We start from the raw sequence: 17,059 nt of genomic DNA on the forward strand, positions 1-17,059 counted from the left end.
TAGGGTTTAACTTAGTTATTTACGATCTTGGTCAAAATCACCGTGGAAGTGGTCATGATCAGATACGCTGTCTGCTGCTTTTAGCTTCTCACCAATGCGAAGCTTATCGACTGGCTCTGCATCTGCGCTAAATGAACGTACCAGTGCTGCAGGCTCAGCTTGCTGCTCTGGGAATATCGGCTGACTAAACGCATAGAAGGTCGTAACGTAAGCAAGCGATTGAGTATTTACAAACAGCGCTTTTTGGCTGATGTTATTTAGGTCATCACACGCTTTGTGGTAACACACATCGTACGCAACATCGATCTCTCCACCAAATAGGTCGGCTTCTTGCGCTGATTTAACTTTTTCTGCGCCAGTAAACAAACCACCAAACGCGACACCCCAATCAGCAAAACCGGCATAGTCTGAACGTTTTGAAAGGGCTTGAGGTACCGTGCCTTCTTTCTTGTTATCAAAGAAATTATTGAACTTAGATTCAATGTGAGAGGTGCCGTACGGAGGAGTAAAGTCACCGGTATAAGCATTATCTGGACTGTCTTTTGTATCAGATAAGTCACCATCCATAACACCGAAGACGTAGTTTGGTGAACCAATCATATCGAAGTTTAGGTAAAGCTTAATTTTGTTTAGCTCGTTGTAGCGTGCTTCAACCATTTCAAGTTGTTCTGGGGTGAACTGACTTGGATCTTCGAGCTCGAATTGAGCTAAGATCTCTTGTTGAGCCTGATTATACAACGGACCAAAGAGTTCATTTGTATAGTATTCAGAGCCAACTAGGCCTGCTTCTTCAGCTGCCCACCATGCGAAACGTACTTTGTTTTTCACTGGTGCTTTTAGCTCAGCAAGTGTTACCGCATATTCTAATAGGCCAGCTGTGCCTGAACCGTTATCGTTGATTCCCGGACCTTCAGGGACGGAGTCTAGGTGAGCACCCAGCATGACGATCTGATTTTCATCCCCCCCTTTGGTTTCGGCGATGATGTTTTGCGTTACTACCATTTCATCTTGAACGTTGATGTTCAAAACGACATTAACTTCACCGGCTTGGCTGGCATCATACCACTGCTTACCAAGATCGAAGCGCGCGCCGAAAGCGGGAATTGTCGCTGTACTATCACTGCCCAATGTGCCATTTACGACACTGGTTCGGCCTTCGCTGTTTCCTTGGTTGAATACGATGACACCTTTTGCGCCAGCATTCTGAGCGTTGACCACTTTTGCATCAAAGCTACAGCCACCACGTTGAATAACAGCAACTTTGCCTTGAACGTCTAGACCATCGAAATCTGATGCTTCACAGCCGTCGGTGCTGTCGTAGTCAGCGGCATCAAAGCGGAAATCCGGGGTGATAAAGGCCGCAGTTGCGCTTATGGAGCCGTTTGAGTTGCCAGAGTATGACATAGCAGCAAAATCTGCTTCTTGGCCTTCTGCCGCAGTTCTAACGCCGACGAGTTCTGAACCCGCGACATTAAGTGACGTTCCAGCCAGTTCTTCCCATGCTCGGAAATCGAACTCTTGAACACTGACGTCGTAATTGTGGTCTTGCATGGTTTCGATGATGTATTCAAGCGAGTATTTGTAGCCATCGGTTCCTGCTGCACGAGTCGTAGAGTTGCCATCTGAAGTGACTGACGCGCGTCCTTCTAGCTCGGAAAGGTGTTCTACCACCGCTTTTCGGTCGATTTTATTACTGACGTGTTTCGCCGCTTTTTCAGGATCATCCCAATAACATCCAGATAGCAGGGTAGTACTGATAACGCTGGCGAGAATTGTTTTTGTTGTTGTAATGCTTACTTGCATGTGTGACTCCTTGTTTTAAATAAGCCCCCCATGGTTGCTGAAATACAAGGTTAATAAAATGTTAATTAGAGTAAAGTTACTAAATTCGGAATCCATATCAATTAACCATAACCTATTAATTTTATGAATTACATCTTGGCTTGGCAGGTAATCACATATTCAACGCATCTAGTAACACTCTAATAAATAGGGGAATTATGCAGGAGTATTTACAAAAGTATTTACTGAATGGGCGACTTGGTGAGCAGTTGTTGTGTACGGGTAATGGACTGCAAGAGTAGCATCTGATATCGACTAGGAAGGGCTCCTATATCAGGAGTTTGTTTTTGTTGGCAGAAAGAGGTGATGCTTTGTAATTGAAATGGGTGGCGGTCATAGAGACTTTGCACGGAAACGGCTATCGAGAAAAAGTCATCTTTCGGATGAGTATGCCCCAGGCGAAAGTGAGGGTTGGGTGCGCTGAATCTTGGTGAAATCGAGCTATAAGTTAGCGAGGGATAACATATTCCAATCGGTAGAACACTGCCGAAATCGATCAGTTTAACTGTGTCATCACTAGTAATAAGAATATTGGCAGGCTTAATATCCCCATGGATGAAATTTAGGGAGTGTAAATGGCGAAGAGCATTTTGCAGTGATTCGATCAGTGAGTTTAATCTAGGTAGTTTAAGGCGCGATGAACTCAGTACCACACCGTCTTCAAAAGACAGCAATAACCATTCAAAATCAGCGACGCTTCCAGACGATAGGTATCTAGGCCAATAGCGGCTTTGATGCGTACTGAGGAATCGCACTTCATTAGTAAGCTGCGCTTTTGCTAGGGCGGTTTCTGCGACCTTAAGGCTTACCCAGCCGTGAGTTTGGCTATAGGCTTTGTATACTGAGCGACTGAGGCTAGAGCATTGAGATAACCTCAATGCTCTAAATAATGGCTTGTAACGCTCTAGCGGCTCTATTTCTTCAGCGACACGCGCCATGGATTAAATACTCGGTGGAAGCGAAAATGCAGAGAAGAAATTAGGCACAAATGGGTTGTTTTGCCCTTGCGTCTTAATGTTCAACTCAACTTCGCTGTCGCTAGATGAGAATTTAACTTGAGTGGTTTGCGACGTTGTGGAGACGACTCTCGGTGTAATCAACCTAAACCAAGCCCAGCTACCATTGAAAGTTTCGTTAGCGACTTGGTTTCCTTGAGAAAGCAACCTAAAGCTAATGGTGTCCTTATCTAAGTCAGTGGCTGACCATGATTGTTTACTCCAAAGACGAGGACCATGGCGATAAGTAAACAACGACTTTTCAGCATTGATGGAGAACTGAGTCAGATTGGCACTCATCTCTTGAGCTTTGAGCTGAAACTGCAGTGATAGGTTCTGCGGATCGTTTAAGAAAAGCGCGTTACGAATATCATCTGCTTTGTTGATCATTTGCCAAACATTCGGGTCCAAGGCTAAACCACTATTTGGCAGTAGGCCTGGTAAGAATGGTGAACGTTCGTCAGTAATGAAGCCTTTTAACTTAGTTTGGTAGAAGGCATCTAAAACCCCGTTGTTTTGGAAAAACGTCTTCACATCGCTCGTCGACGCGTCGACAGAAGAAGTTCGGTTAAACGGGTAGTACGCTGCGATTGTGCTTTGGTAGGTTTGGAATACCTCTGACTGCCACGCATTGTTTAAGTAGCCATGAGCAAGCTGCATGACCATTTCGTTGGTTTGGTTTGCCACGCCTTTTATGATCTCAGACGATATTGCTGGTTGACTCGATTCCATACCGGCGACAGTAGAAACTGGATTACTGACTTTTAGCTCAGCCGTTAGGGTATTGAAGGCCACTTGCTGAGGGTTATCAGCGGTGAAGAACTTCTCTAACCAAGTTTCAAGCGCAGTAAACTGACTCAATAATTGATCAATCGGTTTTATATCTTGATTCGAGGCGGTGACTTGATTGTGGTACGGCGTAAACGCAATGTATATCTGGCGAGCCGTTTCTTTCTTCTCAACATCCTGTTGCGGAGGTTGCTCACCTTCTTTTGTTGCTTTCGGCACTTCGATTTCAACTGAAGTGTATTTATTAATCGTGCTGTATAGCTGTGCTAGCGGGTTGCTCGATGCGGTGGTTAGCACTGACAGGGTAGACTTTAACGTATCAGGGCTATTGATTTCTTTTACCTGAACATTATTGACGAAATCGCGCCAGTAATTGATGTAGTCGGTTTGATACATCTGTTTTAAATCACGACTCACACGATACATTTCTAATGCACTTGGCGAGCTTCCTGCTACACCTTCATAGGCTTGTAGCGCGTCACGCAGAATTAGTGAGTCAACGGAGAGATCGAGCTCATTAAACCCTGACGGAGTATATAGGTAAGGAACTAAGTAACCTACATAGTTAGGAGAGAAGTTCAATAACTGAGAAAAGTTCTCGCCAAGCTCTTGTCTAACATCAACGCGTTTAGAGTAGGTCGCTGAATTGAGAATATGCTCATAGAGAAGCGTTTCGATGCCTGTTTGATTGATGACTTTTTTCGCTAGGCTTTCTAAATCAAAGTTTGGTTTTACTGGGACGAGGTCCTGTGCAAACACATCATCCAGTAGCACTTTTAGTTGTGCCAGGTTGACACTGTCAGCTTCACCTTGATCGCTTAGAGATGACATAAAGTAAAGCTTGAGCTCTTCAATATTGGTTCTGTTCGGATCAAACAGCAGGCGATAGTTATTAAGGAGTGATAGCGTCTTAGCTTGGTCTTCAAGGTTTACGTAGACAAACAGATCTTTTTCTAGCGTATTTTCCATCGAAGGAATAAGCACTTTAGCAAGCTCAGTAAAGTAGGCATCTTCTACCTCTTGCTTAATCGTCGAGCTTGGCATAAACGGCAAGGTATACCACGGGTCTGGGCGCAGGTAGAGTGCATAGATGCGATTTAGCGAATATAAGTTCGGAATGTTATCCGCCATATTTTCTATATCGTACGGTGACGCGGCGATCGCTTCTTTGTAATGTTCAAGCATATTGTCAGCGCGGGTTTCACGAGCATTCTGGTAGTCAAAATCAAACTTTAGAACAGCGAGAATTGCGACTAGCGTCAGCGCGCAAAAGACAGTGTAAGCGCCTTGCCAAATCAGTAATAAGTTCTCTTTTCGACGGTTTACCCCCACCAGTTCATGCTCATTTAGTATCACGTGACTCATGATATGTTGAGCAAATAGGGATTGGTTTACTGGCGTTTGTTGCTGTTGTTGGAACTTCTCATTCCCCAGAGAGTCATTGACAACGTTTGCTAATAGGTCGTATTGCTTTTCACTAGAGCCGCTATGAGTAAAGTAGAAGCCCCTAAAATTAAGGCCGTTATTGAGTTGATCACCGCGATAGAGGCGCTGTAAAAAATGCCATAACGTCTGTTTTAACAAGCCAAACTGATAAGGCGCAGCACAGATAGAGTTGCGATACTCTTGATTCAATTGAGAAGCTAGAGCCGCGCTAGTACTTGCGATAAGTTGGCCGATTAAATGATCGTACTCCTCGTTAAACCAATCGGCGTCGACGCCACCGTTTTTCAGGACAGGGGAAGTCGCTCCGAACACTTCGTTGCGTTTTGATTCGTCAAAGGCTGAGAAAAACTGACAGAAGTCGTTAATTTGCCCCATGTTGGTGATTAAGTTATAGATAGGTAAGTTGAGACCTAAGGCGTCATTGAATGTCTTAATGGTCGACTTCACTTGATCCGCCTTTTGGCTAAGTAACTCTCTATTTTCCAGCAACATGGAGACTTCGGTCGTCAGCAAAATGCCGTTCGCGGCTTGACGAGGACGCCACTTGTTCAAACAACGACAGAGCGTCTTAAGATATTCGGGTTGTTGATCCTCACCCATACTCAATGAGATTAAAATCGAGTGTTCGCTTAACCAAAATAGAATTGGAAATTCAATATCATTACCAAAGTCATCGAGTTTATATGCCTCATAACCCATTTGGGTGATGATGCTTTTGTCTTTACTTGGTTCGTCACTCAGCAATAGATAAATCGGTTGATCATATCGACTGTTCAAACGCTTTTTACGTTTTTGTACGTTCAGCATGCGCTTAAAGTGCTGGGCTAGCAGTTTACTGCGCTTTTGAATTAATAAAGTTTCTTGGCTTGATTTTGCTTTCTGCTTACCTTTGCGTTGCATGAGCCAATAGCAAAGTAGCGCAAAAATAATGCTGCTAAGCAGAGTTATAGCGCCGCCGCTCATAAGGTGTTCTGGGTAACCAAGCCACCAAGTTAACCCGCCGCCAATCATTAGAGTAAGCAGGGCGATGATCAATGACCAAACAACGCTTCGTTTATTACTCTTATTAGGTGATGGTGCTGTGTCGCTCATCGTTATTCTGCCTCTTTATTATTTTTGTTATCAGAATGGGTGTTTCTGACGATGATCGGTGTAAGTTGATCGTGCTCCGTGTACCACTTTTTAATTTCGATAGCTTGAGTTGAGGATTCACTACGCACTATGACGCGGTAATAAGACTCAAATTCATCAATCACAGGTTCGTATTTCGAAGGGGAGAGATTTGCCACGAATTTGGTCGCATTGTTACCTTGCTTAAAGGTCGCTAATTGAACCAGCCACGATGAATAACTGGTTGCTAGATTACTAGGTGGCGTTGCCTGGACCATTTCTACTTTACTGGCTTTTTTCGGTGGAGTGTCGAGATCGGAATCTTCGCTAACAAACACGATATCATTTACTTCACCAGACAGTACGTAACGAGCGCTAAAGTCAGGTAGGTTATAGAAGTCTCTCGCTCGTTGAGAATGGGTTTTGTCGTACCAAAAATACGTTAACGTCACACTCGTTGCGATAAGACAGGCAAAGAACACGGTTGTAATGAAATAGCGTTTTCTTCGAGTCGGTTTACGGGCTTTTGGCAGCTTGGTACGGCTATGGCAATGAATATTACCAGGCTGTCGATAACGGCTGAGTACTTGCTCAAGCTGGTGGATAAAAGCTTTTAATTGTTCGCTACCTGTTTCTCGGTACTGCCCTTTAAAGCCAATGTTGAGAAAGATATGAATGATCTCAAGAAGATCGATCAACTTGTGAGGCTGACGAAGGGCTTTCTCTGCAACGGTGAAAAACAGTTCGCCACCATTACGCATACCAAACAGTTCGCTGAGTAAGGTTTTATTTTCCCACCCTCGCGACTCGCCCCATTCACTATAGATAATCAACTCATCCAATACGACGGCGTATAGAAAACAGAGTTTATCAATAACGGCAACAGGGTAGGTAAGTTCAGCTCCTTTTGTCTTTATTGCGTTAATGTTATCGATAAGCTGTTGGCGTAGGCTTGCAACATCATCTGGCTCTGGAAGCGTAGATATTTTCAACGTGATGGCAAGAAGCTCACTGCTGATATTAAACAGTTGATTCTCTGCTTTATCGAAGTAATGCAAAAATTCGCCACGTCCACGGCTAGAGTCGACAGGGGACCAAGAGTCACCTGTCGTTTCATCGTTTTTACTCACAAAGTCAGCTTGTTTAGCATCCCATACGAGCGTTTCTTCATCCAAGTAATCCATGGCGTTATCTCAATGCATAGAGCATCACGTCAAGATCCGCTATTCGTGTGTCTACATGAAGTGCGATGGCATCTCGATTTTCCAACATTTCCATCCACATCCGGTCAGAGGTGTCTACCTCGAAGTAAGCCGTGCCTTGAGTTGGTTTTAACTCACTAGGAGTCACAGGTAGTGGCGTCAGTGATATACCTGATAGTCCGTTACGAACAATTTCTACAATACGTGAGTTATTACTTAGCTTAGCTGCGATAGGGAACAGCTCATTAAGTTCTGCGCTACTGATCGTCGACTTAACCGAGAGTACAACTCTGCGGTTAGCAATACTTGCAGTATCTTTGATTAGACTGCGTAGTAAGCGACGTTTTTCAAACAAGGTTGTGTCCCAAGGAAACTCAAGCACAGAGTCTTGCTGGACGAGAGTCAGCATATTTCGCAACGACGAAAACAGCGGGTTAAAGCTTTCATACAGTTTATGGTACTGGAGTGGTCGACAAGCCTCTGGGATCGCTGGCGTCAGGGCCATGACTTGCGCTTCAAATTTACGCAGCTCACCATACACTTCATGAGTCTGAAGTTTTGTATTCGCAATGGTTAAATCGAACCACGGAAGCCACGTATTGAGCGTTTGCAGCCACAAGTAATCATGCATCATCGACTGCGGGCTTTTTTGCCCTTCACCTGCTTGAATTCGTTGTAGCAGTGTCGTCGCGCGATTGGATGTAAGCGCGTGAATTTCTTTAATTCGCTCAAGCAGTAATTGAGATGCGCCAAAGTGTAGACACGCAGGAATAAAGGCGCGATCAAGAATAATTTCGCCAGATTCGGTGCATTCCAAAATCTTAGCGACCGGAATTAACGTAAACCCTGAGGTGTCCTCTCCCTGTAGCTTTAAAGAAATATTGAGGTGCGCTATGTCAATCTCTACGCTGGCATTTTCTGATGTGGATGTATCGAATACATTAACAGTACGAGTTAAGTAGCGGCCTTGATCTGACTGCTCTTGTCCGTAGTCGTTGTTTCCTTGCAGGGAGATAGGCAGCGCAAGGTAGACGACAGTTTCAATACTGTTGTCGGGTACATCGCGAGCGACTTCATGGCTGACCTCAAAGTGGGTGCCATCTGGAAATACGCCAGCGCTGGTTGTTATTGAGAGTTTGCCAATCTTAAGCAACTCATGATTAATTGTAAGTTCAGTTACACCATAAAAGGGAGCAAAGCCAGCAAGCGTTTCTACGTTTTGTCTAACGTAATTCTGCACGTAACGATCTTGCTGCTGAAAATGTTGTGGGGCAATGAACATGCCTTCTTGCCATACTACTTTTTTGAACGCGTCCACGTAATTTCCCTATCTACTGACTAAAATATCTGCCACCAGCTCGAGTCTGGTGTGACAATGTTTAATGAGGCTTTAGCCCCTTCGATTGTGAGCTGTAAGAATTGCTCATCTTCAAGAGGCAAAGTGGAGAATGCCTTTGCCTCACTATTTTGGTAATCAACAAACTCCACCAAGACGGCGACATATTGTGTCGTGGAATTGATGTCCAAAGTTTGGGTTAAGTTACTGCTTGGTAATACGACGGGTAGAATCTGCTTTGATATCAAATTGGCACTTAGCAAGGTTACATCGTCGTTGTACAAATCAATAAAGGGTAGCTGATTGAACATTTGAGCATCTGTCAGTTGATACAGACGCACGACAGCTGGGTTCGCTTGATTTGATTCTGACGGATTCATCGTATCGTCAGAAGAGATTGCCAACTTATATTGCGACACAACAGGTACTGGGTCAGATGAACACCCAACCAAGAGTGAGACTGCCAGTGCCCAAAACCACTTTGCCATTAACTTTCCTCTCGCTGTTTCTGCATGTTTTCCATAAACAGTGCTTTAAACTGACGACGAAAGTCTCCATTTTGCTGACGGTGTTGAAAGTGTTTGCGATAAATCTTCCAATAGCGTTTGTCTTTATTACTAAACAAACCACCTGAAATGTACTCGCTAAACTGAGATTCAAGTTCCTGCGGAGCAAACTCATTAAGAAATTGATCGACAGTCTTTTCCAGAGCGTCGAATAGGGCATCATGATGAAGCATTGGGTTTTGCAAATATTGCTGATTCTTTTCAGATTGAATCAGCAATTTCTCAATAGAGGCTTCGAGGTGTGAGTTATTAGGTGTATCTAATGGCAAAAACTCCAGATCAGAACTTTGCTTGTATGTCTCAGCATGCGGGATTTCATCAACTTCGACATGTTGGGCGATTTCTTCACTATCAATATCTTCAAAAGGGTCAGCGGCAAACGGATCGTCACTTAAGATATTTTTATGAGAAAAGCTACTGGCTTGTTTCACGGGTTCAGGTACGCTCTCTTGCTCAAGAAAGTCAGTATCGTCGTTAAGATCTAACTCAAATGGTTTTAACATCGGGTCATCAATCTCGGCTTCTGGGGCGGCATTGGTCGACGACACGAGTGTAGAAACCAACATGGTATAGTTTTCAATCTTTAGAATATCCCCATCACTGAGTGGATACTCTTTGTCTTGGCTAAGCGCTTTGTCGTTTAGCGCAGCGCTATTTGGACCTCGACTGATATAGACGTAGCCTTGATCTGTTAGACGTACTTCACCATGCAGTCGCGAAATGCGTTTACTTTGGTCAGATAAAGAAATATCACAATCAGGAGCACGACCAATAGTGCCTCCTGATTCAGGAAAATACACAACTCTAGAGGTGACAACCTCTTCAGTGGGTACAGAAATCAAGTGAATGCTGATAGCCACTAGTTACCTCTCACATTTTGAAACCGCTGCATTAAATGCAGGTAAGAAACCAGAATACTTATTTAGGAAACGATTTGAAAAATAGACACCCATAGGTTTAGTCTCATGGGTTTTAAACTGAAAATAATCGCTCGGTAGGTCAGCTTCGTCTAACTCTCCTTGAAACACGAGCTTATCTTCCAACGCGATATCAATTTCCCTTTGTTTTAAAAGCTTTAGTAATACTTTAGCATCTCGTGGCTGTTTGACTACATTGTAGCCATTACGTTTTAGCCAAAACCACTTATTCGACCCAAATTTGGCAGAGAACTTGAGGTTTAACTTTGACAACTCATTGATTTTAGGCTCAACCCCAGGACCGAAATACCACATAAGCTCTTGTTGAGCGACTGGATCAGATAGAGTTGCGTAGTCATCACGCTCCGCAGTTTGCGTTGCGACAAAGAATGCATGCTGAGAGCCACTATGCACACGTAGTTGCGCGTCAGACCAAGTGGTCATTGTTAGTTGGTAAGGCTGGCCCATTTTCCCTAGCGCACATTTCACTCGGTCTAGGGCAATACCTTGCATTTGTCCGTGTTTATACTCTTGGTATGGTGGCCAGTCTTGAGTAGTTAACAGCAGACGAGAAGGACCAAAAGTAGGTTGAGCAAAAGCGTCAGCACTGAATTTCAGGCTGAATAACATAATCATTAGGCAGAAAGTAAAACTCGGAATCATTCTTGCCATTCATTCCCTCCAATAAGTTCGGAAATTTTTAGAATAGAAACAGGAGGATAGTAATCCAATGTACGAGCTGCTCCGATATTTACAATATAGGAGTACTGGCTCAAAGGTTCTATAGCGACCTCTTGGGGAACGCGTTTTTGGGTCAAAATTTGCTCTGCCTTGTGTCCGGCAAATTCGCCGACGTTATAATAGCGACTAACAATACCAAATAATGCGTTATGTTTGCGAATCGGAGATTCAGTTGCAGAGAAGGTTGCAATGCCATTTTTATGCAAACTATCGACGATGCCTTTACCTTGACTGATGATATATGAATCGGGTGGTAAATAAGCGAGCTGAACGTTGTCCTCGAGCATGGTATCAATGACTGACGAAAGTGAGCTTAAGTCAGGCTTGCTATCTTTGGTACGAAGAGGATATAGGTAGACGTCCATACCAAACTTGGCCGAGAGCATCTGAATCTTACGCGCCGTGATCACTGCATTGTTCTCTAAAGGGTTGAAAACGATGCCCATTGTCTCGACATTAGGCAGTTTCTGAATCGCATTAAACTGCACCTGATGAGGGACAATATGGCTTACACCAGTGAAGTTGCGTTTTGACTCTGTGGTGCTGGATACAATCTTTGAACCGACCGGGTCGGTAACGATGCTAAATACAACAGGCGTGCTGCTGTTTGTGCGAAACTCACTCGGCTTATCTTCAGTACCAAGCAGTGTCAGTGTGGTTGTAGTACCAAAGGTATAAATCAAATCTGCATCATATTGCTCGATATTTTCAACGTATTGAGACAACATCGCTTTGTCGCGCTTTGCATCGAGTAGGGTGTATTTGACATCGACTTTACTAGACAAGTACTCCATAAAACCGCGTTCAGCATCGGTGACACCGCGCCAAAGCAGCATGACCACTTGTTTAGGCTCACTTTGTGACGCATGAACGTAACTGGTCAGCGGCAGCAGTAGTATGAGCAAGCCCCAAGCGAACATTCTCATTTTGCCACCTCCAAATGGGCGCGATCACGCTTAGTAAATAGAGCGTAGAAAATGATGAGTACCGCAGAGCTGATAAACAGCGTCACACCAAAGAGTACGATCGTGTCTTGGTAGCCAAATAGGCTTAAACTCAACCCTGCGAGCATAGGGCCGCTAATGTTGCCGATACGTTCAGTGAGACGGAAAATACCGATGGTTTTTCCTTTATCTAGCCCTTCATGGTCAAGTAGCTCCATAACTAATGGGATTTGAGGGGAGACGCTGATGCCATGCGCTACGCCAATCATAATGACTATTAGCAACAAGCCGAGTGTACCCGGTAGCATCATGATGTTGATCAGTGCCAGTGCGGATAACAACCCACCAATAACGATGAAGCGAATTTTATTGTTCCAGCGATCAACAAGGAAGGCACTCAACGGGGAAATAATGATGATGGCTAAACCGTAACTCATCATAACTCGACCTGAAACCGCGCTGCTTTCGCCAAGCGATTGGAGGTAAACCGGGCATAAGTAATACAAGAAGCCGGTTAAAACGACTTTTGATGGGATCGCACTGCAGAAAGTAATTAACGCGAAATACTTATTACTTAGCAGCACTTTAAAGTCGTTGAGGCTAACGGGTTTGCTTTGCGAATTAGAACTGCCGTGGCTAAAGAAGTTGACCACAAAAAGTACGCTCGCTAGCGCAAGTATGGCGGCAAGTAAAAACGTCACGTTGTAGCCAAGTTTGTCTGCGACGATCCCGCCAATAGCAGCACCACATAATGAACCGGCAAAGAATGCTGATAAGAAGGTAGACATACCCTTGGTTCGGTTTTTGGCTGTTGTGGTGTCTGTGATGTAGCCTTGCGCTGAAATAAAGACAATACCGTAACCAACCGCGGTATAAGCCCTGACTAACAGCAGCATTTCTAATGTATGGCAAAAAGCGGTAAGGGCTAGCCCTGAACTCGTGACTAAGCCGCCGACAATGAGAGACTTTCGACGACCCACTTTATCTGACCAATATCCAGCAAAGGGAAGCGATATTGCCCAGCAGAACATAAACAGTGAGATGGGTAAGCTTGTCACTAAGCTCTCTGGAATCCAAGACTGTGAATGGGATAGGCTCGCAACGAAGTTAGGGAAAAAGGCTAATGATGCGGCTTCAGCAAAAACTAACATAAACAGGGGAAGACGAATAAAACGATAGTCTTGCGAGCTACGCACAGTCAGCTTCTCATTGGGTACTTGACGTTGCGTGATGCTATTTAGGCAGTCAATAATGCTACCCAATTCATCTTTGGCTGAGAGCTGTGCCACCCATGCGGCTTGACCTTGTTTGGCGTTTCTAAGCAGTTGCTTAATTTGATGCCATGGTTTAATGATCATGAAATTACACGCAAAGAGGATAATTTCAATCACGATTAATGCTGAGGCGATAAGGACAGTGATCATATCCATCAGGCTCTCTTCGAGAAGCTGAGGGATAATATTGGTATCTGTCGTCATCAATAATTCGATGCCAATAGCATCATCAATTGGCAGCTGTGACGCCATCATAGATTGACTGACGACCATTTGCTTCGGGTACTGATACAGCTCGGTACCTGATTGTTGTAGCTGAATGGATAACAGCTCCGGGTGCTGAGTAATGTACGAAGAAAATTCGTCTTCTAAGCCATATAAGCGATCAAGTGGGACTCCTTGTTTCAGAAGTCGTTGAATCATACTCGATAGGGTGTCGCCGATAACATGCGATTTCTGCTCAAGCTGGGTCTGATAAGTGGTGGAGAACTTATCAAGCGCTTGGTACGAGCTGCCAATGTTGGAGGTAAAGGTCAGCAAGATCGCAAGAAAAATGATCAGTAGTGGAAAGTAATTATCACGCAGTTGTTGCCACTTGTTTTTACCATGTGTGCTGAGAAACGTTTTATACGCATTTTCGATGCGTTGTTCATCATTACTCTCTTCGTCATCAAGCACGTTACGTGTTGCGTGTATTTTTTTTAGTAGAAAATCCAAGCCCAAATTCAGTGCGAAATAGCCAATGCAAGAGGTCACGAGTACCCACAACAAAGTGTCCATTATTTGCTGTGTTAATAGCTGAGACTTAATGTCGTCTAAATAAATCGTTGAGTAATAAAGGTTTAATTGTCCTTCTTTTTGACCAAATGTATTAGAAATGTCTGCAGTGATCATACGCTCAGAGTCGACATGTTTCCCTGCAGAGTAGTGAGCGATGCCATTTTTATCCAATACTTCAATTTTGCTGATTCCGTCTACTAACGCGAGACGTCGTTCTAACAAGGATTGAATGTTTGAAATCGCGGATAGCGGTAAACCTAAACTCATCGCTTGCTTAATATCATTGTCCGTTTCGCTAAGGACAACTTGATACGTTGAGTCACTAGTTTGAGTTAATCGCTTTTCAAAATTGAGATAATTAAGCGTTGTGTTTAGGCCATTGGAAAAGAGCAACACAGCAATAATCGCGAGCACAAGCTTTACTCGTAAAGAGAAAAACGATTGTGATTTACTGCTGTGATGCTTATCCATGACGACGTTTCCTTTAGCCATTTGACTAATTAATAGTTAGCTCGAAGCCTGCTGCATTACTCGCTGCGACCACGGAAACTTGCGTGATAGGCTGCTGCTGACTTAGGCGAGTGATACATTCTTCGGCTAATTTTGGCATTAAGGAACGATTGATGATCTGCTCAACTGCACGTCCGCCTGTAGTTGGATCGGTGTTTTTAGCGACAACAAAGTCGATAAAGCCTTGATCCCAAGTAAAGCTAGCTTGGTACTGTTCTGCCAATTTCTTCTTGATACGGTTGAGAGAAATCTCAGTGATTTTGGCCAGCTCTTCATCGTTGAGTGGGTAATAAGGCACAATCGTTGTACGTCCTAAGAAGGCTGGTTTGAAGTAATGCTGAAGATCAGGGCGAATGCTCTCTAACAACTGCTCATTACTCATTCGCTCATCTTGCTCTTCACATGCATCACAGATCGCTTGGTCTGCGGCATTAGAAGTCATGATGATAATGGTATTCTTAAAGTCTACAGTTCGGCCTTCACTGTCTTTAATATGACCTTTATCGAAGATCTGATAGAACAGATCGTGAACGCCTGGGTGAGCCTTTTCCATTTCATCAAGCAATAACACTGAGTACGGGTTACGTCGAATAGCTTCAGTTAATACGCCACCTTCACCAAAGCCAACATAGCCGGCAGGCGAGCCGAGTAACATAGAAATCTTGTGTTCCTCTTTGAACTCAGTCATGTTGATGATCGTCATGTCATTGCTACCACCGTATAACTGCTCCGCAAGTGCCATCGCGGTTTCAGTTTTACCGACACCACTTGGACCACACATTAAGAACACGCCGATAGGCTTGCGACTGTCGGTCAGGCCCGCACGCGAAATACGAATCGCTTTGGCGAGCTCTTGCTTGGCAACGTTCTGACCAATAACGCGTTTATCTAACTCTTCCTCAAGTGATAGAAGGCGCGCTATCTCGTCACTCATCATGTTGCCGACCGGGATTCCGGTCCAATTGGCAATAACTTGAGCGATGGTATTATCGTCGACCATAGCGTTAACTAAAGGCTGCTCACCTTGGAGCGTTGCTAATTCATCAAGCGTGTCATTCAGCTGTTTCTGTTTCGTCAAATCGGGTGCGTCTGTATCGTCAGCTTGGCTAATTTCTTCTTGTAGCGCTTTGACTTTATCAACCAGCTCAACTTCTTGTTCCCAGCGGGTGTTTAAAGCGACTAATTCTGCTTCGTTGGCTTTGATTGTCTCTGTGAGCTCAGCGATTTCCTCTTCAGCGATACCAAAAAGGGCATTCTCTTTTTCGAGCGCAACTTTTTCATTGTTCTGGTAACGAATAGTTTGCTCTAACGACTCGATCACTTCCGGTTTTGCGCCTTGCGTAAGAGCGATTCGCGCACTCGCGGTATCAAGCAAGCTAATCGCCTTGTCTGGCAACTGGCGGCTTGGAAGATAGCGGATTGATAAATGAACTGCAGCATCAATAGCAGACTCGGCGATAAATGCCCCATGGTGTTTTTGTAATGAGACCGCAACGCCACGTAGCATCTGTTTTGCGTCTTCTGCGTTTGGTTCTTCAATTGAAACCACTTGGAATCGACGAGTTAGTGCCGGATCTTTTTCAAAATATTTCTTGTATTCAGCCCATGTAGTCGCAGCGATAGTTTTGAATTCACCACGGGCTAGTGCAGGTTTAAGTAAGTTAGCCGCATCGTTTTGGCCAGCAGCACCGCCAGCACCAATTAACGTATGTGCTTCATCAATAAAGACGATGATAGGGACTTCGCTGTTTTTGACTTCATTGATGACATCTTTAAGGCGATTTTCAAACTCACCTTTGACACTTGCACCTGCCTGAAGAAGACCTAAATCTAACGAGTGGATTTGTACACCTTGAAGTGCACCTGGTACTTCATCTGCGGCGATGCGAAGCGCAAGACCTTCAACCACAGCAGTTTTACCTACGCCGGGCTCGCCAACCATAATTGGGTTGTTTTGGCGCTTACGACAAAGGATATCGATCGCTTTTCTCACTTCCGCATTGCGTCCGGAAATTGGGTCGATATTGCCATCAAGCGCTTGCTGAGTAAGGTTAACCGTGTACTTGCTTAATGCGTCATTACCGCTTGGTTGGCCATTTGCGACAGCTTCGCCTGACGCCGAAGTTTTCGCGCGTGCGACTGCAGTTTTATTAATCAGCCCTTGCAGCGATTCGAGAGACACCGATTGTAAGCTATCGAGTTGAAGCGTATTAACGCCCAGCACGTTTTGTTGCAGCAAAGCTTGAACTAGGTGGAGGCTGATGATTTCTCCATGACCATAATTGACTGACGCAAGCATCCAAGCATCTTTCACTAATTCGGTTAAGCCATGGCTAAGAGTTGGCTGGCCTTCGTTACCTTTGGGTAGCCGAGCTATCTTGCTAGAAAGCTCGTTGACAAGGGTCTCTTGCGCTAGGTTCTGCGATTGGATAAGGCTGTTTAGGTTCGCATCTTGTTGAGAGATTAGCTGCAGTAGCCAGTGTTCTACTTCAATCGAAGCAACACCTTGGTTCATGGCTGCGCCTGCAGAGACTTCTAAAGCTTGTTTAAGCTCTGAAGATAGCTTGGCGACTAAATTAGTTAAGGTTACTTGTGTCATACATTTAT

At 44.4% G+C, this 17,059-nt stretch carries 11 protein-coding genes; all 11 read right to left on the reverse strand.

Features of this window, described 5'->3' with window-relative positions; genetic code table 11:
* Nucleotides 1–15: 15 nt before the first annotated feature.
* The 11 genes from VIA_RS14860 to tssH all read right to left on the reverse strand — a co-directional run bounded on the left by VIA_RS14860 (nucleotide 16) and on the right by tssH (nucleotide 17,051).
* Nucleotides 16–1,803 (reverse strand): M28 family metallopeptidase, encoded by a 1,788-nt coding sequence (locus VIA_RS14860; RefSeq protein WP_004413906.1) that lies wholly within the window; start codon nucleotides 1,801–1,803, stop codon nucleotides 16–18.
* Between the two features lie 221 nt (nucleotides 1,804–2,024).
* Complete coding sequence (locus tag VIA_RS14865) at nucleotides 2,025–2,780, reverse strand: protein kinase domain-containing protein (RefSeq protein WP_004413907.1); 756 nt, start codon at nucleotides 2,778–2,780, stop codon at nucleotides 2,025–2,027.
* Between the two features lie 3 nt (nucleotides 2,781–2,783).
* Nucleotides 2,784–6,164, reverse strand: a complete 3,381-nt coding sequence (gene tssM, locus VIA_RS14870; RefSeq protein WP_004413908.1) for a type VI secretion system membrane subunit TssM — start codon at nucleotides 6,162–6,164, stop codon at nucleotides 2,784–2,786.
* A 2-nt stretch (nucleotides 6,165–6,166) separates the two neighbouring features.
* On the reverse strand, nucleotides 6,167–7,366 hold the full coding sequence (icmH, locus tag VIA_RS14875; protein WP_004413910.1) for a type IVB secretion system protein IcmH/DotU: 1,200 nt from the start codon (nucleotides 7,364–7,366) through the stop codon (nucleotides 6,167–6,169).
* A 4-nt stretch (nucleotides 7,367–7,370) separates the two neighbouring features.
* A complete protein-coding gene (tssK, locus tag VIA_RS14880; RefSeq protein WP_004413911.1) occupies nucleotides 7,371–8,702 on the reverse strand; it encodes a type VI secretion system baseplate subunit TssK in 1,332 nt (443 codons plus the stop codon).
* A 20-nt stretch (nucleotides 8,703–8,722) separates the two neighbouring features.
* Nucleotides 8,723–9,208, reverse strand: coding sequence for a type VI secretion system lipoprotein TssJ (gene tssJ, locus VIA_RS14885; RefSeq protein WP_004413912.1), 486 nt, complete (start codon nucleotides 9,206–9,208; stop codon nucleotides 8,723–8,725).
* Nucleotides 9,208–10,146 (reverse strand): type VI secretion system-associated FHA domain protein, encoded by a 939-nt coding sequence (locus VIA_RS14890; protein ID WP_004413913.1) that lies wholly within the window; start codon nucleotides 10,144–10,146, stop codon nucleotides 9,208–9,210. Before VIA_RS14890 ends, tssJ begins: the two co-directional genes overlap by 1 nt.
* A gap of 3 nt (nucleotides 10,147–10,149) precedes the next feature.
* On the reverse strand, nucleotides 10,150–10,866 hold the full coding sequence (locus VIA_RS14895; protein WP_004413914.1) for a type 2 periplasmic-binding domain-containing protein: 717 nt from the start codon (nucleotides 10,864–10,866) through the stop codon (nucleotides 10,150–10,152).
* The gene (locus VIA_RS14900) at nucleotides 10,863–11,870 is read right to left on the reverse strand and encodes an ABC transporter substrate binding protein (protein ID WP_004413915.1); all 1,008 of its coding nucleotides are present in this window, start codon (nucleotides 11,868–11,870) and stop codon (nucleotides 10,863–10,865) included. The genes VIA_RS14895 and VIA_RS14900 overlap by 4 nt, the downstream gene beginning before the upstream one ends.
* Nucleotides 11,867–14,413 (reverse strand): MFS transporter, encoded by a 2,547-nt coding sequence (locus tag VIA_RS14905; protein ID WP_004413916.1) that lies wholly within the window; start codon nucleotides 14,411–14,413, stop codon nucleotides 11,867–11,869. Before VIA_RS14905 ends, VIA_RS14900 begins: the two co-directional genes overlap by 4 nt.
* Before the next feature lie 25 nt (nucleotides 14,414–14,438).
* Entirely contained in the window at nucleotides 14,439–17,051 is a 2,613-nt protein-coding gene (tssH, locus tag VIA_RS14910; protein WP_004413917.1) for a type VI secretion system ATPase TssH, read from the reverse strand.
* Nucleotides 17,052–17,059 lie beyond the last annotated feature (8 nt).

The organism is Vibrio orientalis CIP 102891 = ATCC 33934 (assembly GCF_000176235.1).
Classification (GTDB): Bacteria; Pseudomonadota; Gammaproteobacteria; order Enterobacterales; family Vibrionaceae; genus Vibrio; species Vibrio orientalis.